This window comes from Microtetraspora glauca (assembly GCF_040656155.1).
Classification (GTDB): Bacteria; Actinomycetota; Actinomycetes; order Streptosporangiales; family Streptosporangiaceae; genus Microtetraspora; species Microtetraspora glauca.
Window position 1 is genome coordinate 105,706 of the sequence record NZ_JBFALK010000001.1, and the last position, 21,032, is coordinate 126,737.

Below are 21,032 nucleotides of genomic sequence, written 5' to 3' on the forward strand. Positions count from 1 at the left end.
GTGAACCGGAGCGCCGGGTGCAGTGAAGTCCCCCCACGATTCGAGGCTGCGATGGAGCGACGCGATCTTCCGGCATTCGTCGGCCGCCGGGCCGAGATTGCGCAGATCAGACGGCTGCTCGGCCGTTCGCGACTGGTGACCCTGACCGGGCTCTCCGGTGTCGGGAAGTCGCGGCTGGTGGAGGAGGCCGCGTGGAACGTGCGCAAGGCCTTCGCCGACGGGGTCCACATGGTGGACGTCTCCCAGATCCGCGATCCCCGGGCGCTCGCCCGCGAGGTCCGCGACGCCCTCCCGAAGGCCGGCCCCGGGGCGCGGGGCGGGCGGCTCCTCCTCGTCCTCGACGGCATCGAGCGCCTGGCCGGCCCCTGCGCCGTGCTCGTGGAATCCCTGCTCAGGAGTGCGCCCGGCCTGCGGATCCTGGCGACGGGGCGGCGCTCCCTCGGAGTCGTGGGCGAGCACCTGCTGCCGGTCGGCCCCCTGCCGTCCGCCGACGCCGTCGCCCTGCTGATCCACCGCGCGGGCCGCGCGATCATCGACCTGGACCGGAAGATCGCGGCCAGGCTGTGCGAAGAGCTCGGCCGGATGCCCTCCGCGATCGAATCGGCCGCGGAACGGCTGCGCGACACGCCGGATCTGGCGATCGAGGCACTGCTCGACGACCCCGTCCACGAGGCGTCCGCCAGGAGGGCGCTGGAGCGCACCATCGAGCTCTGCTCGCCCGCGGAGCGGCTCGTGTGGGCCGGGCTGGCGGGCTTTCGCGGACCGTTCGGCCTGGCGGAGGCCGAGCGCGCCTGCCCGGACGGGCCGCCGCCCGGCGAGTTCCTCGACGCCCTCATCGGTCTGATCGACAAGTCGGTCCTGCTCCGCGAGGAGAGCGACGGGGAGGTGCGCTTCCGCGTGCCCGACGCCGTACGCGGCCACACAGTCAGGCTCCCGCGCGGCTCCGGCGCGACCGAGGCCGAACGGCCCGCCGATCTGCCACCGCCCCTCGCCGATCTGCCATCGCGAGAAGAACGGCGCCGGAGAGAGCCGTCCATGGGAGAGCGACCCCGGAGAGACACCGAACCCGTACGGCCGCGCGGCGGGCCCCGGCCCATGGGCGGCGCGGCCCGCGTGAGCGATCTGGAGCGCCCCCGAGTGCTGACCCGCCGCGAGCACGAGGTCGCCGAACTGGTCGCGGACGGCCTGTCCAACCGCGAGGTGGCCGAGAAGCTGGTGATCTCCAAGCGCACCGCCGAGGCGCACATGGAGCACATCCTGGCCAAGCTCAACTTCTCCTCCCGTACCCAGGTCGCCGCCTGGGTCGCCCAGCGGCGCGGTGACCGGTGATCGGGAACCTGCCCGCCGAGCCGGCCAGCTTCGTCGGCCGCGCGGAGGAGCGGGAGCGTGTCGCGGGCCTGCTGGGCCGTACCCGCCTGGTCACCCTCACCGGCGCGGCGGGAGTGGGCAAGAGCAGACTCGCGCTGCGCGTCGCGGCGGACGCGCACCGGCGCTTCCCCGACGGTGTCTGGCTGGTGGAGCTCTCCTCACTGCGGAACCCGCGAGGGCTCGCGCCGCTGGTGAGCGAGACACTCGGCGGCCCCGACGACTCCGGCGCGCGGGAGATGGGCGCGCTCGCCGAGCACATCGGCGGCAAGCGGATGCTCCTCGTCCTCGACACGTGCGAGCACCTGCTGAGCGCGTGCGCCGACCTGGTCGGCGAACTGCTGGAGCGATGCCCGTGGCTCCGCGTCCTGACCACGGGCAGGGAGCCCCTCGACGCGCCGGGCGAGCACGTCGTGACCGTCCTCCCGCTCGGCGACGACGCGGTCACGCTTTTCGCCGACCGGGCCGTGGCCACGGTGCCCGACTTCGTGGTCGACGGGACCAACCGCGACCAGGTCGTACGGCTCTGCGAAGACCTCGACGGCGTTCCGCTCGCGATCGAACTGGCCGCCACCAGGCTGCGGGCGCTGTCCGTCACGGACATCACCGCCCGGCTTCCCGACCGGTTCCGGCTGCTACGCCGCGCCGACTGCGATACGGGCGAGAGCAGGCACCGGACGCTCCGCACCGCGATCGGCTGGAGCCACGAGCTGTGCGAACCGCGCGAGCGGCTGCTCTGGGCCAGGCTGTCGGTGTTCTCCCACGGCTTCGACCGCGAGACGGCCGAGGACGTCTGCGCGGGGGACACGCTCTCGCGCCGCGACGTGTTCGCCCTGCTGGCCCGGCTCGTCGAGAAGTCCGTCCTGCTGCGCGAGGGTGACCGCTACCGCCTGCTGCACGCCGTACGCGCCTACGGGGCGGAGCGGCTGCGAGAGCTGGGCGAGGAGGAGGCGACCCGCCGTCGCCATCGGGACGCGTACCTGCGGCTCGCCCGCAGGGCGGAGGCGGAGTGGGCCGGGCCCGCGCAGGCCGCGTGGGCTCGCCGGATGACCGAGGAACTGCCGAACTTCCTCGCGGCACTCGATCATTCCCTCGCGGAGGATCCGCGGGCCGCGGTCGAACTCGCCGGGACGCTGTGGCCGCTCTGGATCGCCTGCGGCCACCACCGCGAGGGCCGCCGCTATCTGGACCGGGCGCTCGCGGCCACCGACAGGCCGACCCCTCATCGCGTCAAGGCCCTCTGGGCCGCCGCGTGGGTGGACGCCAGGCACTTCGACGTACGCCGGGCCCGTACGCGCATGGAGGAATGCCGTCGCGGCCCGGGGACCGCCGTGTGGGGGAAGCACGCCGAGGCCCTGGTCGCGTTCGCCGCCGGCGACGACGAGAACGCGGTCCTGGGCTTCGAGGAGGTGCTCGCGGCCCGAGGTCGCCCCGGCCCCGTATGGCTCCTCGGCCAGAGCCCCGCCTGCGTCCTCAGCCAGGCGGGACTGTCTCTGGCCAGGTCGGGCGGCGAGCGCGCCAGAGCCGTTCTGGACGACGCCATGTGGCGGAGCGCGCTCACGGGAGACTGCTGGAGCCGGGCGGTCGCGCACCAGGGCCTGGCCGTCCTCGGCTGGGAGAACGGCGACCTGGTCGGCGCGGAGGAGCAGAACCGGGAGTCGATCCGGCTCAGCCGCGAGCTCGGCGACCTGGCCGGCGCGCTCGTCGGGTTCGAGATCCAGGCGTGGATCGCCGCCGCCACCGGCAGGGGAGGGCTCGCCGCGACCCTGCTGGGAGCCGTGGACGGACTCGGCGGCGCGGCCGGCATCCGGCTGGACGAGGCACCCTACTGGGGCGCCCGCCACTCCACGTGCGCGGACATCGCGCGCGGCCTCGTCGGCGGTCCCGCGTTCCGTACGGCCGTCGCCGACGGTGCCGCCCTCGACCTGGACGCGGCCTACCGCCGGGCGCTGGGCGACCCGCCCAAGGAGGGCGCCGGCCTGACCCCGAGGGAGTCCCAGGTGGCCGAGCTGATCGCGGACGGGCTGTCGAACCGGGAGCTCGCGGAACGGCTGATGATCGCCGAACGCACGGCCGACACTCACGTGGAGAACATCCTGGCCAAACTCCGCATGTCGTCCCGCGTGCAGATCGCGGCCTGGGTCGCGGTACGGCGCTCCGCGCGGCGCTAGGTGCACGGCCCAGACAGGCCGATCGCCCCGTCCCGGGCAAGCGACATCGGGCATCGTCCCGATGTCACGGACGGCATCTGTCCCGATACTGTTCGTATCCGGTCGGTCCGTAGGGGGGAAACCGTCCGGTTGATGCCGCGCGGCGGGGGACGACGTCGCGGCAGGGGTCGGCGGCGAGGTCGGGCCGAGGGGGACCGTCTCGCCGCCGAACCTCCCACTCCGGGTGGTGAATCTTCACCGGGGTGGAGCAATCCTCCACCCAGAGTAGTCACCTGGTTACGCACTCATGATTGGCTTGGCGGCCATGCATGGGAGGGCGGATCTGGTGACGGACGTGCTGGGGCGGCGAGGCAACCTTCCCGCTGAGACGAGCACCTTCATGGGGCGGGCCGAAGATCTGGCCGAGGTGGGACGGCTCCTGCGGGAGGAGTCCCTGGTCACACTGACCGGCGTGGCGGGAGTGGGGAAGACGCGGCTCGCGCTGAAGGTCGCCGGAGAGCGGAGCGACGGCGCCTGGCTGGCCGACCTGTCCGCCGAGCGCAACGGCGCCCTCCTGGCGCACACGATCGGAGCCGCGATCGGCCTGAAGGAACAGGCGGCACGACCCCAGGAGGACGTCCTCGCCGAACACCTCTCCGGCAGGCGGATGCTCCTGATCCTCGACACCTGCGAGCACCTCATCGGCCCGTGCCGGGCGCTGGTCGGCCAGATCCTGCGGGCCGCTCCCGACGTCCGCGTCCTGGCCACCAGCAGGGAGCCTCTCGGCCTCCCCGGTGAGCGCGTCCACACCGTCCGGCCGCTCCCCGTCACCGAGGAGGACTGCGACGCCGTACGACTCTTCCGCGAGCGCGCCCGCGCGGTGCGCCCCGGCTTCGAATGCTCCGACGCCGTCGTACGGCTGTGCGGGCGACTCGACGGCGTTCCCCTGGCGCTGGAACTCGCCGCCAGGCGGCTGCGCGCCCTCACGGCGGGTGAGCTGCTCGACCGCATCGACGACCGGTTCTCGCTGCTCGCCGGCGGCGGCCGTACCGCCAGGCACCGGACCCTGCGCACGGCGGTGGGGTGGAGCCATGAGCTGTGCACCCCCGAGGAGCGGTTGTTGTGGGCCAGGCTCTCGGTGTTCGGCGGGACGTTCGGCGCCGAGGCCGCGGCGGACGTGTGCTCCGACGAACAGCTGGTGAACGTGCCCGACCTGCTCGCCCGGCTCGTGGACAAGTCCGTGGTGATCCGGCACGGCCAGCGGTTCCGCATGCTCGACATGATGCGGGACTACGGCAGGGAGTGGCTCCACGTGCTCGGGGAGGAGCGGCTGCTCGCCCGCCGCCACCGTGAACACTCCCTCGCGCTCCGGCGCGGGATGCGGCACCCCAGGCGGCGCGACGTGGGCGACCCCGCGAGGAGGCCGGAGTCCAGCCGCCCGCACCCCGGACCGGGGCACTGACTTCTCACGCCCCGGCGGTCACTCCGGCTGGGTGAGCCAGACGTCGATCTCGCCGAGCAGTTCCTTCTTGAAGGAGTCGGGAGCCGTCGACGACCGGATCGACTGCCGGGCCAGCTCGGCGACCTCCGCGTCCCGGAAGCCGAGCACATCCCGCGCGAGCTCGTACTGCGGGAGCAGCCGCGCGCCGAACAGCAGCGGGTCGTCCGCGCCGAACGCGATCGGCACCCCCGCGTCGAACAGCTTCCGCACCGGCACGCTCTCGGGGCTCTCGGCCACGCCGAGCCCCACATTGGAAAGAGGGCACACCTCGCACGCGATCTGCCGGTCGGCGAGGCGTTCGAGCAGGCGGTCGTTCTCGGCCGCGCGGATGCCGTGCCCGACCCGGTCGGCGTCCAGGTCGTCGACGCACTCCGCGACGCTGGCCGCGCCCAGCAACTCGCCGCCGTGCGGTACGGCCAGCAGCCCGGCCCGTTTGGCGATGCGGAAGGCGGCGTCGAAGTCCCTGGCCCGGCCCCGTCGCTCGTCGTTCGACAGGCCGAAGCCCACCACACCCCGCCCCGCGTACTGCGCGGCCAGCCGGGCGAGCGTCCGCGCGTCGAGGGGATGCCGGGTGCGGTTGGCCGCCACGATCACCGCGATGCCGACACCGGCCGAACTCGAGGCACGCGCCGCGGCGTCGAGCATCAGCTCCAGAGTCGCGGTCAGCCCGCCGAAACGGCCGGCGTAGCCGGACGGGTCCACCTGGATCTCCAGCCACCGCGACCCCTCGGCCACCTCGTCCTCCGCCGCCTCCTTGAGCAGGCGGTAGACGTCCTCCGGACGGGCGAGCACCGATCGGGCGATGTCGTACAACCGCTGGAATCTGAACCAGCCGCGCTCGTCCGTCGCGCGCAGCTTCGGCGGCCAGTCCTGCACCAGGGCGTCGGGCAGGTGGACACCGCGCTCCTGCGCGAGCTCGATCAGCGTCGTATGCCGCATCGAGCCGGTGAAGTGAAGGTGCAGGTGGGCCTTGGGGAGCTTGTCGAGTGAGCGCGGCATTTCCATATCCTGCCGCATCGGCGTCTCAACCTCGTGCGGCTTCCACGCGTTGTGGACGGTCGAAAGGGGAGCTTATGACGGAAGAAGACGAAGCGGCCTTCGACGAGTTCCTGGCCGCGCGAAGCACCGCTCTGCTCCGCACCGCGATCCTGGTCTGCGGCGCGACCCCGCATGACGCCGAGGACCTGGTCCAGGGCGCGCTGGAGAAGGTGTACCGGCACTGGCCGCGCATCCGGCACGACAACCCCGAGGCGTACGCGCGCAGGGTCGTCGTCAATGCCGCGATCACGAAAGCCCGCAGGAGGCGGGTGATCCAGGAGATCACCTTCGCGAGCCCTCCCGACACGCCCGTGGAGTCACCGGACCCGGGGCTGCGGGAGCTCCTGCTGGCGGAGCTGGGGAAGCTGCCGGCGCGGATGCGCGCGGTGCTGGTCCTGCGGTACTGGGAGGACATGTCCGAGGCCGAGACGGCGGCGTCTCTCGGCTGCTCGGTGGGGACTGTGAAAAGCCAGGCCGCCCGTGGTCTGGCGAGAATCCGTGAACGCCTGGGAACGCTGGAAGGAGCGTCCGCATGAACGTGGAAGAGGCGCTGAAGGAGGCCATGACCTCCCGGGTGGCGGGCGTGCAGGCCCCCCCGACGATGGGGCAGCGGATCCGCCGCCGCAACCGCAGCCATGTCGTCCGGTTTCGTACGGCGGGGGCCGCGCTGCTGACCGTCGCCGTCGCGGGAGCCGTACCGGTGTATCTGTCCGCGACGTCGGCTCCGGTGGCGGCGCCGGTGGGAGCGCCCGGCGGGACGTCCGAGCCGGCGGGTGACGATCACGCCCTGTCCGGAAATGTCGTACCTGATGTCGTCGGGATGACCAACGACACGGTCAGAGAAGTCCTGGAGGCCGCCGGATTCAAGGTGGCCTGGAGGAAGGTCATCCACGAGGAGCGGGCGCCCGGGACGATCATCACCCAGCAGCCCGCGGCAGGGACCGTCGCCCCGGAAGGATCCACCGTAGAGATCACGATGGCGACGAGCGGGGGACCACAGCCGAAGGAGAGCGGGCAGCCGACCCCGGCGCCGTCGTCCGAGGCCCCGATGCCGCAGGACCTCGGCGACCTGGGCGACGGCCGGACCTTCGGCGGTGCCCACTTCGGCTACCTCCCCGACGGCCTCGTATGGGGCAAGTGGTCCGGCAAGGACGGCTTCGGCCACACGAGCTACACGACCACGTGGGTCGAGCCGGGCCGGGCGGACACCGGGGAGTACTCGGTGCAGGCGGTGGTCTACAAGGGCAAGGCCGCCCGCGACCGGCGCGGCTTCGCCAAGGGCGACCCGGTGATGATCCACGGCAAGCAGGGATTCCTCGGTTCATTAACTGAGGGCGGCGACGTCGCGGGGAGCACCCCGGAGACCACCCTCACGCTGGTCTGGTTCGACCGCGAGAACCTCGCGGTCGAGATCATGTTCAGCCCCACGTTCGCAGAGAAGCTCGGCGGGGATGCCGCCGCCGCGGAGATCCAGAAGATCGCCGAGGGGGTGGCCGTCAAGAACTGACGATCCTCACGAGTCTCGCGCCCCTGTGTCGTCGGGTTCACAGGGGCGCGAGCCGTTCCCGAGGCTTCACCGCACCGCTCGGCCCCCTCCTCGTTCACAGGCCGGCAGGCTCGGGGAAGCGCGGCGGCCGAAGGCGGGTTCGGGTGTGTGGCGTCAGGCGCGGCCCGCGGGCGTGGCGTCCGGCGGCGGGCTCGCGACGCGGCCGGGCAACCCTTTCCCGCTCCCGGGCGTACAAGAGGGCATGACACTGGACAGAGCCGAGTGAACCCTCCCGAGGGGTTCGCGGAGTTCGTGGCCGCCCGTGGCACGAGCCTGCTGCGCACGGCGTACCTCGCCTGCGGCTCCCAGGACGAAGCCGAGGACGTACTGCAGAGCGCGCTGGAGCGGGCGTGTCGGAACTGGCACCGGCTCCGCGAGGACGTCGCGCCGGAACCCTATGTCCGGAAGATCATCGTCAACCTCGCGATCAGCCGTGGCCGACGCCGCGCCATCCTGCGGATGATCCCGACGCATTCCCCTCCGGACAGGGCCGTACCCGCCGCCGACGTCGAACTGCGGCAGGTCCTCATGGACGGCCTGCGCACCCTCCCGCCGCGCCAGCGCGCCGTCGTCGTTCTCCGGTACTGGGAGGACATGACAGAGTCCCAGACCGCCCAGGTTCTCGGATGTTCCGTCGGCACGGTGAAGAGCCAGGCGTCCAAAGCACTGGTACGGCTCCGCGCGCTGCTCGGTGAGGAGGTGACCGGCCTTGTCGGATCTTGAGAGTGAGCTCAGGAACGCCATGGCCGAGGCGACCGCCACGCTGCGGATCGCCCCCGACCTGGCCGACCGTGTCGTGCTGCGCACGCGCCGGGGGAACGCCGCCAGGTTCCGGCTGGTGGCCACCGTCGTCGCCCTCGTGCTGGCGACGATCCCGGTGTACGCGGTGATCCGCGAGCAGCGGCAGTCCACCGCTCCCACCGTGGCCGAGACCGTCGACGGCGTCGAGGTGCGCGGCCTTCCCGAGGGACTCGGCCGGCCCGAGACGTTCGAGCTGAACGACCACGGCCTGCGGGGGAAGGCCGCCCGCTGGAGCCAGGGAGATCGCACCGTCCAGGTCACCGTCTACCGGTCGGAGGAGCACGCGGGCGACTACCTCGGACTCCAGCAGCGCGGGTTCCTGCCCGACGGCACACTCTGGCGGCACCGCGGAGGCGGCCTGATGTCCGCCGGGCGCGACGACCTGATTTGGTGGGAACAGGATGGCCTGGTGCTGCGGGTGACGACCTCGGCCTCCACCAAGGAGTACCTCGAACCGGTGGCGATGAGCCTGCGCGTCCCCTGGGATCCCGCCCTGGACACCATGCGCGTGACCTACATGCCGGAGCGTTTCGATCGCGTCTCCGGCGAGCCGCGAGAGATCCTCGACGGGCTCGGCCGGTGGTGGAGCGACGATCAGAACGCCTCCGTCGCCGTCGAGGTCGTACGCGGTGACCGGGCGAAGAACCTGAGCGCGCTGCGCCGGGTCTCCTGGCCGACCAACGAGGAGTTCCTCGACGTGCGGACGACCACCGTCGGCCGATCGCGCGCCCTGGAGGGACGCGTCGTGGGCAACAGCGGGAGGCTCGACAAGGGCCGGATGCTCATGTGGCTCATCGAGCCCGGCCTCGGCGCGCGGATCTGGGCGATGGGCGCGACCGAGGACGAGATGCGGCGGGTGGCCGAAGGCATCGAGCCGGCTCCGCCGGTGGATGGCCCGTCAGTGGACGGCGTCGAGGCGCCCCCCGCTCTCCGATCGCTGGCGGAGGCGGCCGAGGTCCGCACGCTGGGGTGGAACTGGACGACCACGACAAGGTATTGGGGGCATCCGCCCGGCAAGGGCTGGTATGTCGCTGTATCCGTTCACCGAGGCGGGCTCGTCGGCGCCGAACAATGGCGGAAGGATGTCTTCCGGACGAAGCCCGAGGCCGCGACCGTCGGCGGCGTCCGCGGCCTTCTGACCACTTCCACCGAGACGGTGCGCGCCGGTGGCCGGCCGCGGCTCATGCGGACCCGGAGCTTCGCCTGGGAGCCGGCGACCGGCCTCGCCGTCGTGGTGACCAGTGTCACGGATCCGGCGTCCTCGACCGCCCACCCGAACCTCGACCTCGATCAGCTGGTACGGGGCGTCCGCGTGCAGTAGCCGCACCCACGCCTGGCGGCACACCTACCGGAACGGAGAGACCCGGGTCACGGCGACCCGGGTCTCTCCGACGGTGATGTCAGTGCGCTTCCGCGAGCAGCTTCGCCACGCGGCTGACGCCCTCGACGAGATCGTCGTCGCCCAGCGCGTACGACAGCCGGAAGTAGCCGGGGGTGCCGAACGCCTCACCGGGCACCAGAGCCACCTCGGCCTCTTCGAGGATCAGCTCGGCCAACTCGGCGGACGACGCGGGCCGACGGCCGCGGATCTCCTTGCCCAGCAGGGCCTTGATGCTCGGGTATGCGTAGAACGCGCCGAGCGGCTCGGGGCACACCACGCCCGGGATCTCGTTGAGCATCCGGACCATGGTCTGCCGGCGGCGGTCGAACGCCTCGCGCATCTTCGCGACGGCCGACAGGTCGCCGGAGACGGCGGCGAGCGCGGCGGCCTGGGCCACGTTCGACACGTTGGACGTCGCGTGCGACTGCAGGTTCGTCGCGCCCTTCACCACATCGGACGGCCCGAGGAGCCAGCCCACCCGCCAGCCGGTCATCGCGTACGTCTTCGCCACGCCGTTCAGGACCACCACGCGCTCGCGCAGCTCGGGCACGGCCGTGGCGATGCTGGAGAACGTCGCGTCGCCGTACACGAGGTGCTCGTAAATCTCGTCCGTGACGACCCAGAGGCCCTTGTCCAGCGCCCAGCGGCCGATCTCCTCGACCTGCGCGGGCGAGTAGACGGCGCCGGTCGGGTTGGACGGGGAGACGAACAGCAACACCTTGGTCCGCTCGGTCAGCTTCTCCTCGAGCTGCTCGATCGAGGCCAGGTATCCCGTGGTCTCGTCCGTCACGACGTCGACCTGGACGCCGCCGGCGAGCTTGATCGCCTCCGGGTAGGTCGTCCAGTAGGGCGCGATGACCAGAACCTCGTCACCCGGGTCGAGCAGGGTCGCGAACGTCGCGTAGACGGCCTGCTTGCCGCCGTTGGTCACCAGCACCTGCGAGGCGTCGACCTGGAACCCCGAGTCGCGCAGCGTCTTCTCCGCGATGGCCTGCTTGAGCTCGGGCAGCCCACCGGCCGGCGTGTACTTGTGGAACCTGGGGTTCCGGCACGCCTCGATGGCCGCTTCGACGATGTAGTCCGGAGTCGGGAAGTCGGGCTCGCCGGCGCCGAAGCCGATGACCGGCCGACCGGCCGCCTTCATCGCCTTGGCCTTGGCGTCCACCGCCAGCGTCGCGGACTCGGAAATCGCGGAGATACGCGCGGAGATGCGAGGTCGGGTCATGCCTCCATCGTTCCAGACCTGCGGGAATCCTTCCGCGCTTATCCATCATCCGGACAGTCGCGGAAGGTAGCTTTGAGCTGCGCGGACGATCTGGTTCGACGAAGTCGGCATTCCCACGTACACTTCAGCGTCTAGTGGGCCACGACGGGAAACGTTCGGCGATGTCGATCCGTTTCTCGGGTATGGTGGTGCACGGCTTAGGGCACTAGCGCAATTGGTAGCGCACCGGTCTCCAAAACCGGCGGTTGGGGGTTCGAGTCCCTCGTGCCCTGCGGAGTGCGGTCCGCGCACCAAAGGCGTGAAAAGCGCGCCGCAAGTTGCGATGGACACGACGGATCAGGTGAGGACTGTGGCGATCGACACCCGCGGTGAAACCGCTGGAAAGCCAGGCAAGCCGAGCGGTGAGAAGAAGGCCAAGCGCACCTCTCCCGCGCTTTTCTACCGGCAGGTCGTCGCCGAACTGCATAAGGTCATCTGGCCGAGGCGCAAGGATCTGATCACTTACACCTCTGTGGTCCTCGGCTTTGTTGTGATCATGGTTGCGATCGTAGCCGGGCTAGACTTCCTGCTGACGAAGGGTGTGCTGGCGGTCTTCGGCGGATCCTGATCCGACCCTGGTCGTCGCACGTCATGTCACCGACGAAAGAGGAAGAGTCACCGTGTCCGAGTCCCCGCTGCCGGTCGATGGCTCCCGCGATGAGTGGGAGACCGAGCCGGACGAGGCCGTAGAGAAGGTCGACGACACCGCAGCCGCCGGCGAGGACGGCGCTGACGCTGATGTCGACGTCGACTCGGGCGAGGCTGTGGCAGAGGTTGACGAAGACGGCGATGTCGTCCCGGACGTCGACCCCGTCGAAGAGTTCAAGCGCCAGCTCCGCGGCCAGTTCGGCGAGTGGTACGTGATCCACTCCTACGCCGGCTATGAGAACCGCGTGAAGCAGAACATCGAGAGCCGCACCGGGTCTCTCAACATGGAGGACTACATCTTCCAGGTCGAGGTTCCGACCCACACCATCACGGAGTTCAAGGGCGGCAAGAAGACTCCGATCAAGGAGCGCGTGCTTCCGGGGTACGTCCTGGTCCGGATGGACCTCACCGACGAGTCCTGGGCCGCGGTGCGCAACACGCCCGGGGTCACCGGCTTCGTCGGCCTCTCGAACAAGCCGAGCCCGCTGAACCTCGACGAGGTCGCCAAGCTGCTGGCGCCCGAGCCGACCGAGGAAGTGAAGAAGGCCGCCTCCAAGGCGACCGCCGCGACCGTCGACTTCGAGGTCGGCGAGTCCGTCACCGTCATGGACGGCCCGTTCGCCACGCTGCCCGCCACTGTCAGCGAGATCAGCGTCGAGTCGCAGAAGCTCAAGGTGCTCGTGTCCATCTTCGGCCGCGAGACTCCTGTCGAGCTGTCGTTCAACCAGGTCTCGAAGATCTGACGGCCTGGCATAGACTCGTTAGTCGTCCTCACGGTCGTGAGGGTGAGCCCGGACGGCGGCACCGTTGACGGTGCCGCCGTGTCCTCACGTGGTGAGGGCCGGGCTGAGAGATTCAAGTAGTCAAGGACCCGGAGAGAGCATGCCTCCCAAGAAGAAGATCGCGGCACTGGTCAAGGTCCAGCTTCCCGCTGGCCAGGCCACTCCCGCGCCGCCGGTCGGTACCGCGCTCGGTCCGCACGGCGTGAACATCATGGAATTCGTCAAGCAGTACAACGCTGCGACGGAGGCCCAGCGGGGCAACATCATCCCCGTCGAGATCACCATCTTCGAAGACCGCACCTTCACCTTCATCACGAAGACGCCGCCGGCGCCCGAGCTGATCAAGAAGGCCGCCGGTCTGCAGAAGGGCAGCGCGAACCCGCACAAGGACAAGGTGGGCAAGCTCACCAAGGACCAGCTGCGTCAGATCGCCGAGACCAAGATGCAGGACCTCAACGCCAACGACATCGAGGCCGCTGAGAAGATCATCGCCGGCACCGCCCGGTCGATGGGCATCACGATCGCCGAGTAGTTCACCCGACGCAGACAAGCACTGTGGCAGGGCCAGCGCCGGCCCGCACCACGAACTCCATGAGGAGCCTGAAGTGAAGCGCAGCAAGAACTGGAAGAACGCGGCCGACCAGGTCGACCGCGACAGCCTGTACAGCCCGCTGGACGGCGTCCGGCTGGCGAAGAAGACCGCGACCGCCAAGTTCGACGCCACGGTCGAGGTCGCCCTGCGCCTGGGTGTCGACCCGCGCAAGGCGGACCAGATGGTCCGCGGCACCGTCAACCTCCCGCACGGCACCGGCAAGACCGCCCGGGTCCTGGTCTTCGCGACCGGCGACCGTGCCGAGGAGGCGCGCGCCGCGGGCGCCGACATCGTGGGCGCCGACGAGCTGATCGACGAGGTGGCCAAGGGTCGTCTCGACTTCGACGCCGTCGTCGCGACGCCGGACCTGATGGGCAAGGTCGGCCGCCTCGGCCGCGTGCTCGGTCCGCGTGGTCTCATGCCCAACCCGAAGACCGGCACCGTCACGCCGGCCGTCGGCAAGGCCGTCACCGACATCAAGGGCGGCAAGATCGAGTTCCGTGTCGACCGGCACGCGAACCTGCACTTCATCATCGGCAAGGCGTCCTTCGAGGAGCGTCAGCTCGTCGAGAACTACGCCGCCGCCCTCGACGAGGTGCTGCGTCTCAAGCCGTCGGCCGCCAAGGGCCGTTACCTCAAGAAGGTCACCTTCACCACGTCCATGGGCCCGGGCATCCCGGTCGACCCGAACGTGACGCGGGCGATGACCGCCGAGATCGACGCCTGATCTCTCACATCTGAGAAAGCCCCTGCCCGGGTGTCCGGGCAGGGGCTTTCTCGTGTACGGAATGTCGGGATACTGCGCAGAACGCGCGGCGGAGGGTCGGGCACCATAGGGTCAAGGGCAGTCGTCCGGAAACGAAGGGACAATGACATGCGCCGACTTCTGCTGGCCGCCGGGGCGGTCGCCGTGATCGGGGTCGCGGGATGCGCCCCCGCGGTCACCTCGATCGAGAACGTGAGGCTCTCCGCGTCCGAGGTGCTGCAGCAGACCTCCGAGAAGGCGCAGGACGTCACCTCCTACACCGCCGACCTCGTCGTGGACTTCTCCGACGCCACGAACCGTACGGGCAACATCCAGGGCAAGATGCGCTACCAGCAGAAGCCCGAGCTCGCGACGGATCTCACGCTCAACCAGATCTCCATGGACGGCCAGAACATCCCCGGCGGGCTCCGGGTGATCCTCCAGGGCGACACCGTGTACGTGAAGTCCGACATGCTCAAGACCTTCGTGGGCGCCACCAAGCCGTGGATCAAGCTGGATCTCAAGCAGCTCGGCGCGTCCGGGGGCGTCAACGTGGACGAGATCCTCGGCCGGGCCCAGCAGATCGACCTCAAGACGAGCGTGGCGCTCCTGACCGCCTCCAAGGACGTCAAGGCCGTCGGCGCCGAGCAGGTCGGCGGCGTGGACACCACGCACTACTCGGGCACCTTCCCGGTGGCCGAGGCCGTGAAGCAGGTCGCTCCCGAGATGCGCGCCAAGGCGGAGGCCGGCCTGGCCAGGGTCGATGACATGAAGTTCGACGCGTGGATCGACGCCGACGGCCTGCCGCGGAAGATCACGCTGAACGGCGACCAGGGCCGTGGTTCGTTCAACGCCACCGTCGCCTTCACGTCGTTCAACGAGTCCGTCGCGATCGAGACGCCGGCCGCGGACCAGGTCGGGGAGTTGCCGCAGCACCTTCGCGGCAACTGATTTGGCGTCAGGGGGGTTGACACTCTATTCTGGCGTTTGCCAAAGACCGCCGGTCGTCTCTGGACTGCCAACAGTCCAGTGACCGAAGGATCCACATCAGTGGACGACCAGCGCAGGTGTGATGTGAGCTTCGGACGCGTTCGCGTCTGTGTCAGCCCCGTGCGCCTGCGCCGGGGCTCCTCCTTTTTCTGGACGCCTTCGCCGGTGGCACATCTGGAAGGAGGCCCATGGCGAGGGCGGATAAGGCGACCGCGGTTGCCGAACTCGAGAATGAGTTCGAGGGCTCCAGCGGCGCCGTTCTGACCGAATACCGCGGTCTCACCGTCGCTCAGCTCAAGGAGCTGCGCGTTTCTCTCGGTGGGAATGCGAAGTTCGCCGTGGCGAAGAACACGCTGACCAAGATCGCGGCCAACCGCGCCGGGATCACCGCTCTGGACGACCTGCTCCAGGGCCCCACCGCGATCGCGTTCGTCAAGGGCGACGTGGTCGAGGCGGCCAAGGGTCTGCGTGACTTCGCCAAGGCCAACCCCCTTCTGGTGATCAAGGGTGGTGTCGTCGACGGCAAGTCGATGACCCCGGCCGAGATCTCCAAGCTTGCCGACCTTGAGTCCCGCGAGGTCCTCCTCGCGAAGCTGGCCGGTGCGCTGAAGGCGAAGCAGTCCCAGGCTGCCGCCACCTTCGCCGCGCTGCCCACCAACATGGCTCGACTGGCCGAGGCCCTGCGCGCCAAGCGCGAAGAGGCCGGCGAGTAGGTCCGTCAACCACGGACCCTGGGGGGAAGCGCACACCGCGGTCCCTGCACGTTTTTGCTAGATCCACACGGAGGAACAATCATGGCGAAGCTCAGCACCGACGAGCTGCTCGAGACCTTCAAGGAGATGACCCTCCTTGAGCTGTCCGACTTCGTGAAGCTCTTCGAGGAGACCTTCGACGTCAAGGCCGCCGCTCCGGTCGCCGTGGCCGCGGCCGCCGCCCCGGGCGCGCCCGCCGCCGAGGAGGCCGAGGAGCAGGACGAGTTCGAGGTCATCCTCGAGTCGGCCGGCGACAAGAAGATCCAGGTCATCAAGGAGATCCGCGCTCTGACGAGCCTGGGCCTCAAGGAGGCCAAGGACCTCGTGGACGGCGCTCCCAAGGCCGTCTTCGACGGCAAGGTCAACAAGGAGCAGGCGGAGAAGGCCAAGGCTGCCCTCGAGGGTGCCGGCGCCAGCGTCACCGTCAAGTAACTCTGACGTTCACCGCGAAAGGGCGGTCACCTTCGGGTGGCCGCCCTTTCCGCGTTCCTACGGCCAGACCGTATCGGCAGACTCCTATATGTCGATCTATGTAGCGGGATACCATCCGGCGTCCGATTACATGATCAGGGGGTGAGGCGTCGTTGGGACGCACACTGATCACAGGGCTGGCGGTGCTCGTGGCCGGGCTGGCCGCGGCCGCCGTGTGGGCCGGGACGAGCCGGAGCGCGGCGCAGGCGGACGAGCGGGACCGCCGGGCGGCCGTCCAGGCCGCCACCGTCCACGCGGCCGCTCTGCTCGCGCTGGACCACCGTACGGTCGACCAGGACGTGAAGCGCCTCATCGACACCTCGACCGGCCAGGCTCGGGAGGGCTACGTCAGGGGCAGGGCCGCGATGAGACAGGCCACCCTGGAGCGCGAGGTCTCGCAGACCGGGGTGCTTCGCGCGTCGGGCCTCGTGTCGATGGACGGGGAAAGGCACACCGCCGAGGTCCTCGTCGTGGGCGACGCATTGATCCGCTGGGAGGCGGACGACAAGGACGCTCCGGAGGAGCGCCTCTATCGATGGCGGATGGAGGTCACCGAGGTCGGCGACCGATGGCTGGTCTCCAGGTCGGAGCTGGTGCAGTGAGGCGGATCCTGGTCGCGGTCCTCACGGCGCTCGCGGTGGTGCTCGCCGCCGCCGTCGCCTTGCTGTACGCGGACCTGAGGCGCATCCAGGACGGCGTCGCGGCGGGGCGTGAGGCCATGACCGCGGCCCGCTCGTACGCCGCCGACATGTTGTCCTACGACTACCGGACGATGGGGGCGGACCTCGCCCTGGCCGGGAGCCACACCACGGGCGCGCTCGCCGTACGGTATGCCCGGCTCGCGGAGACGCTGCCACCGGTCGCCCGGCAGCGCCAGGAGGTACGGCAGGCGGTCGTGGCGGCCGCCGCGGTCGAGTCGGCGACCCCGGATGAGGCCCGGATCCTGGTGTTCCTGAACACGGTCACCAGCAGCCGCGAACCCGGCGGGAACCAGCCGAAACAGGTGGTCGATCAGAACCGGGCACGCCTGGTGATGACCAGGGAGAACGGCCGCTGGCTGGTCTCCGATCTCTCCACGCTCCTGGGTGACACGCCCGCCCAGTAGGCCGGGTTATTCAATTGTTAGCAAAGACTATGTTTGGGCTGAGTTACGCAGGGACATACCGATCACAGGCAGTGTCGACCGTTGGTCAGCGTTCGGCTCGCCGTGTGACAGAGCGTTAGCCGGACGGGCTCGCGGGTATCGTCTGGGTCCGGCGAGGTTCGATCGTCATGCGAGCGGGAAAACCCAGCGTGCTGGGCATCAGTTGGCCGAAATGTCGCCCCTCGGGCTTGACGTTTCGGCGCTGACGGGTGATGCTGCCACCAACGTGGAGCGCAGAGCGAGAGCGGAGTGGACAGGTGTATGCCCATCGGCTACACTGCCCCTTTGCGCTGCCCTTTGACGACCCGCTTCTCTGAGTAACTCTGTTGCATGGTCGTCTGGCGTGCGTGTAGTCAGTCCGCGAGCCCTCGGAAGGACATCTGTTGGCAGCCTCGCGCAACGCCTCCGCCGTACCCGCCGGTCCCCGTACCGTGTCATTCGCACGTATCGAGGAGCCGCTCGAAGTTCCCGACCTTCTGGCCCTGCAGACCGAGTCGTTCGACTGGTTGCTCGGCAACGAGAAGTGGAAGGGTCGGGTCGAGGCGGCTCGCCAGGTCGGGCGCAAGGACGTTCCGGCCCAGTCAGGTCTCGAAGAGATCTTCGAGGAGATCAGTCCGATCGAGGACTTCTCCGGAACCATGTCCCTGTCGTTCCGCGACCACCGGTTCGAGCCGCCGAAGTACTCAGTCGATGAGTGCAAAGACAAGGACATGACCTACTCCGCCCCGATGTTCGTGACGGCGGAGTTCATCAATAACACCACCGGTGAGATCAAGAGCCAGACGGTGTTCATGGGCGACTTCCCGCTCATGACCTCGAAGGGCACTTTCATCATCAACGGCACCGAGCGTGTCGTGGTCTCCCAGCTGGTGCGGTCCCCGGGCGTCTACTTCGACCGTTCGGTCGACAAGACCTCCGACAAGGACCTGTTCGGCTGCAAGGTGATCCCGTCGCGGGGTGCCTGGCTGGAGTTCGAGATCGACAAGCGCGACAGCGTCGGCGTCCGCATCGACCGCAAGCGCAAGCAGCCCGTCACGGTGCTGCTGAAGGCGCTCGGCTGGACGACCGACCAGATTCTGGAGCGTTTCGGTCAGTACGAGTCGATGCGGGCCACCCTGGAGAAGGACCACACCTCCGGCCAGGACGACGCCCTGCTCGACATCTACCGCAAGCTGCGTCCGGGTGAGCCTCCGACCAAGGAGTCCGCGCAGACGCTGCTGGAGAACCTCTATTTCAATCCCAAGCGTTACGACCTCGCGAAGGTCGGGCGTTACAAGATTAACAAGAAGCTCGGCGTCGACGCCGACATCACCCAGGGCACGCTGACCGACGAGGACATCGTCGCCACGATCGAGTACATCGTGCGCCTGCACGCCGGCGAGGACAGCATGGGCCCCGACGGCTCGGTGATCGTCGAGACGGACGACATCGACCACTTCGGCAACCGCCGCCTGCGCAGCGTTGGCGAGCTCATCCAGAACCAGGTCCGCCTGGGCCTGGCCCGCATGGAGCGCGTCGTGCGCGAGCGCATGACCACGCAGGACGTCGAGGCGATCACGCCGCAGACCCTGATCAACATCCGCCCGGTCGTGGCGTCGATCAAGGAGTTCTTCGGCACCTCGCAGCTGTCGCAGTTCATGGACCAGACCAACCCGCTGGCCGGTCTGACGCACAAGCGGCGTCTCTCGGCCCTGGGCCCGGGTGGTCTGTCGCGTGAGCGGGCCGGCTTCGAGGTCCGTGACGTGCACCCGTCCCACTACGGCCGGATGTGTCCGATCGAGACGCCGGAAGGCCCGAACATCGGTCTGATCGGCTCGCTGTCGTCCTTCGGCCGCGTCAACTCCTTCGGTTTCGTGGAGACCCCGTACCGCCGCGTCGTCGACGGCCGGGTCAGCGACGAGATCGACTACCTGACCGCGGACGAGGAGGACCGGCACGTCGTCGCCCAGGCCAACACGGCCCTGAACGCCGACGGCAGCTTCGCGGACTCCCGCGTGCTGGCCCGCCGCAAGGGTGGCGAGTTCGAGGCCGTCCACCCGTCCGACGTGGACTACATGGACGTCTCGCCGCGCCAGATGGTGTCGGTCGCGACGGCCATGATCCCGTTCCTCGAGCACGACGACGCCAACCGCGCGCTCATGGGTTCGAACATGCAGCGCCAGTCGGTGCCGTTGCTCAAGAGCGAGGCGCCGCTGGTCGGCACCGGTATGGAGTACCGCGCCGCCACGGACGCCGGTGACGTCATCAGCGCCGAGAAGGCGGGCGTGGTCGAGGAGGTCTCCGCCGACTACGTCACCGTGATGAACGACGACGGCACGCGCACCACCTACCGCGTCGCGAAGTTCAAGCGCTCCAACCAGGGCACCTGCTTCAACCAGAAGCCCATCGTGGCCGAGGGCGACCGGGTGGAGGTCGGTCAGGTCATCGCCGACGGGCCCTGCACCGACACCGGTGAGATGGCGCTGGGCAAGAACCTGCTGGTGGCGTTCATGCCGTGGGAGGGGCACAACTACGAGGACGCGATCATCCTGTCCCAGCGTCTGGTGCAGGACGACGTGCTCTCCTCGATCCACATCGAGGAGCACGAGGTCGACGCCCGCGACACCAAGCTCGGCCCCGAGGAGATCACCCGGGACATCCCGAACGTGTCCGAGGAGGTGCTGGCGGACCTCGACGAGCGCGGCATCATCCGCATCGGCGCCGAGGTCACGACCGGTGACATCCTCGTCGGCAAGGTCACCCCGAAGGGTGAGACCGAGCTGACGCCGGAGGAGCGGCTGCTGCGCGCGATCTTCGGCGAGAAGGCGCGCGAGGTCCGCGACACCTCGCTGAAGGTGCCGCACGGCGAGTCCGGCAAGGTCATCGGCGTCCGCGTGTTCTCGCGCGAGGAGGGCGACGAGCTCCCGCCGGGGGTCAACGAGCTGGTCCGCGTGTACGTGGCCCAGAAGCGCAAGATCACCGACGGTGACAAGCTGGCCGGCCGTCACGGCAACAAGGGCGTCATCTCCAAGATCCTCCCGGTGGAGGACATGCCGTTCCTTGAGGACGGCACGCCGGTCGACATCGTCCTGAACCCCCTGGGTGTTCCGGGACGAATGAACGTCGGCCAGGTGCTGGAGACGCACCTCGGGTGGATCGCCGCCAGAGGCTGGGACGTCACCGGCGTGCAGGAGGCCTGGGCCGAGAGGCTGCGTGACAAGGGTCTCGGCACCGTCGAGCCGCGTACCAACGTCGCCACCCCGGTGTTCGACGGCGCCCACGAGGAGGAGATCGTCGGCCTGCTGAGCAACACCCTGGTCAACAGGGACGGCTCCCGCATGGTCGGCGAGAACGGCAAGGCGCGGCTGTTCGACGGCCGTTCCGGCGAGCCGTTCCCGCACCCGATCTCGGTCGGCTACATCTACATCCTGAAGCTGCTCCACCTGGTCGATGACAAGATCCACGCGCGTTCGACCGGCCCGTACTCCATGATCACCCAGCAGCCGCTCGGCGGTAAGGCCCAGTTCGGTGGGCAGCGCTTCGGTGAGATGGAGGTGTGGGCCCTCGAGGCCTACGGCGCCGCGTACGCGCTTCAGGAGCTGCTGACGATCAAGTCGGACGACGTTCTCGGCCGCGTGAAGGTCTACGAGGCCATCGTCAAGGGCGAGAACATCCCCGAGCCGGGCATCCCCGAGTCGTTCAAGGTCCTCATCAAGGAAATGCAGTCGCTCTGCCTCAACGTCGAGGTCCTGTCGAGCGACGGCATGTCAATCGAACTGCGGGACACCGACGAGGACGTCTTCCGTGCCGCTGAAGAACTCGGCATCGACCTGTCCCGGCGTGAGCCGAGCAGTGTCGAAGAGGTCTGATCTAGAAGCTGAGG

19 protein-coding genes and 1 tRNA gene are annotated in these 21,032 nt (G+C 69.4%); 18 read left to right on the forward strand and 2 right to left on the reverse strand.

Annotated elements, in window-relative coordinates; translation table 11 throughout:
• The first annotated feature begins 51 nt into the window (after positions 1 to 51).
• From AB0I59_RS00565 to AB0I59_RS00575, 3 genes are all read left to right on the forward strand, one after another.
• Positions 52 to 1,329, forward strand: coding sequence for a LuxR C-terminal-related transcriptional regulator (locus AB0I59_RS00565; RefSeq protein ID WP_358128615.1), 1,278 nt, complete (start codon positions 52 to 54; stop codon positions 1,327 to 1,329).
• Positions 1,326 to 3,536, forward strand: a complete 2,211-nt coding sequence (locus tag AB0I59_RS00570; protein ID WP_358128618.1) for an ATP-binding protein — start codon at positions 1,326 to 1,328, stop codon at positions 3,534 to 3,536. The genes AB0I59_RS00565 and AB0I59_RS00570 overlap by 4 nt, the downstream gene beginning before the upstream one ends.
• 325 nt (positions 3,537 to 3,861) lie before the next feature.
• Positions 3,862 to 4,977 carry an ATP-binding protein gene (locus tag AB0I59_RS00575; protein ID WP_358128621.1) on the forward strand — a complete coding sequence of 372 codons (1,116 nt, stop codon included), beginning with the start codon at positions 3,862 to 3,864 and terminating at the stop codon, positions 4,975 to 4,977.
• 18 nt (positions 4,978 to 4,995) lie between these two features.
• Here AB0I59_RS00575 and AB0I59_RS00580 read toward each other — a convergent pair whose 3' ends face one another.
• Entirely contained in the window at positions 4,996 to 6,021 is a 1,026-nt protein-coding gene (locus tag AB0I59_RS00580; RefSeq protein ID WP_228647636.1) for an adenosine deaminase, read from the reverse strand.
• Between the two features lie 68 nt (positions 6,022 to 6,089).
• Here AB0I59_RS00580 and AB0I59_RS00585 point away from each other — a divergent pair, with 68 nt between their 5' ends.
• The 4 genes from AB0I59_RS00585 to AB0I59_RS00600 all read left to right on the forward strand — a co-directional run bounded on the left by AB0I59_RS00585 (position 6,090) and on the right by AB0I59_RS00600 (position 9,722).
• Positions 6,090 to 6,590, forward strand: coding sequence for a SigE family RNA polymerase sigma factor (locus AB0I59_RS00585; protein WP_061253198.1), 501 nt, complete (start codon positions 6,090 to 6,092; stop codon positions 6,588 to 6,590).
• A complete protein-coding gene (locus tag AB0I59_RS00590) occupies positions 6,587 to 7,561 on the forward strand; it encodes a PASTA domain-containing protein (protein WP_358128625.1) in 975 nt (324 codons plus the stop codon). The genes AB0I59_RS00585 and AB0I59_RS00590 overlap by 4 nt, the downstream gene beginning before the upstream one ends.
• A gap of 261 nt (positions 7,562 to 7,822) precedes the next feature.
• Positions 7,823 to 8,323, forward strand: coding sequence for a SigE family RNA polymerase sigma factor (locus AB0I59_RS00595; protein ID WP_061253200.1), 501 nt, complete (start codon positions 7,823 to 7,825; stop codon positions 8,321 to 8,323).
• Complete coding sequence (locus AB0I59_RS00600; RefSeq protein ID WP_358128628.1) at positions 8,310 to 9,722, forward strand: hypothetical protein; 1,413 nt, start codon at positions 8,310 to 8,312, stop codon at positions 9,720 to 9,722. The genes AB0I59_RS00595 and AB0I59_RS00600 overlap by 14 nt, the downstream gene beginning before the upstream one ends.
• A gap of 79 nt (positions 9,723 to 9,801) precedes the next feature.
• On the opposite strand, the gene AB0I59_RS00605 is transcribed toward AB0I59_RS00600, so the two are convergent.
• Positions 9,802 to 11,007, reverse strand: coding sequence for a pyridoxal phosphate-dependent aminotransferase (locus AB0I59_RS00605; RefSeq protein WP_358128631.1), 1,206 nt, complete (start codon positions 11,005 to 11,007; stop codon positions 9,802 to 9,804).
• A gap of 199 nt (positions 11,008 to 11,206) precedes the next feature.
• Here AB0I59_RS00605 and AB0I59_RS00610 point away from each other — a divergent pair.
• The 11 genes from AB0I59_RS00610 to rpoB all read left to right on the forward strand — a co-directional run bounded on the left by AB0I59_RS00610 (position 11,207) and on the right by rpoB (position 21,018).
• Positions 11,207 to 11,279: transfer RNA gene (locus AB0I59_RS00610), tRNA-Trp, on the forward strand.
• A 77-nt stretch (positions 11,280 to 11,356) separates the two neighbouring features.
• A complete protein-coding gene (secE, locus tag AB0I59_RS00615) occupies positions 11,357 to 11,614 on the forward strand; it encodes a preprotein translocase subunit SecE (protein ID WP_061253671.1) in 258 nt (85 codons plus the stop codon).
• A 52-nt stretch (positions 11,615 to 11,666) separates the two neighbouring features.
• Complete coding sequence (gene nusG, locus AB0I59_RS00620) at positions 11,667 to 12,437, forward strand: transcription termination/antitermination protein NusG (protein WP_061253203.1); 771 nt, start codon at positions 11,667 to 11,669, stop codon at positions 12,435 to 12,437.
• A 139-nt stretch (positions 12,438 to 12,576) separates the two neighbouring features.
• Positions 12,577 to 13,008, forward strand: coding sequence for a 50S ribosomal protein L11 (rplK, locus tag AB0I59_RS00625; RefSeq protein ID WP_061253204.1), 432 nt, complete (start codon positions 12,577 to 12,579; stop codon positions 13,006 to 13,008).
• A 73-nt stretch (positions 13,009 to 13,081) separates the two neighbouring features.
• Positions 13,082 to 13,795: a 50S ribosomal protein L1 gene (gene rplA, locus AB0I59_RS00630; protein WP_061253205.1), complete on the forward strand. Its 714-nt coding sequence runs from the start codon at positions 13,082 to 13,084 to the stop codon at positions 13,793 to 13,795.
• 147 nt (positions 13,796 to 13,942) lie between these two features.
• A complete protein-coding gene (locus tag AB0I59_RS00635; RefSeq protein ID WP_358128636.1) occupies positions 13,943 to 14,764 on the forward strand; it encodes an SCO4651 family lipoprotein in 822 nt (273 codons plus the stop codon).
• Between the two features lie 227 nt (positions 14,765 to 14,991).
• Entirely contained in the window at positions 14,992 to 15,516 is a 525-nt protein-coding gene (gene rplJ, locus AB0I59_RS00640; protein WP_061253207.1) for a 50S ribosomal protein L10, read from the forward strand.
• Positions 15,517 to 15,597: 81 nt separating this feature from the next.
• Complete coding sequence (gene rplL / locus AB0I59_RS00645) at positions 15,598 to 15,987, forward strand: 50S ribosomal protein L7/L12 (protein ID WP_061253208.1); 390 nt, start codon at positions 15,598 to 15,600, stop codon at positions 15,985 to 15,987.
• 152 nt (positions 15,988 to 16,139) lie between these two features.
• Positions 16,140 to 16,628: an Rv1363c family protein gene (locus tag AB0I59_RS00650; RefSeq protein WP_358128641.1), complete on the forward strand. Its 489-nt coding sequence runs from the start codon at positions 16,140 to 16,142 to the stop codon at positions 16,626 to 16,628.
• Positions 16,625 to 17,131: a hypothetical protein gene (locus AB0I59_RS00655; RefSeq protein ID WP_358128643.1), complete on the forward strand. Its 507-nt coding sequence runs from the start codon at positions 16,625 to 16,627 to the stop codon at positions 17,129 to 17,131. The genes AB0I59_RS00650 and AB0I59_RS00655 overlap by 4 nt, the downstream gene beginning before the upstream one ends.
• Before the next feature lie 422 nt (positions 17,132 to 17,553).
• The gene (gene rpoB, locus AB0I59_RS00660; protein WP_358128646.1) at positions 17,554 to 21,018 is read left to right on the forward strand and encodes a DNA-directed RNA polymerase subunit beta; all 3,465 of its coding nucleotides are present in this window, start codon (positions 17,554 to 17,556) and stop codon (positions 21,016 to 21,018) included.
• Positions 21,019 to 21,032: the final 14 nt, after the last annotated feature.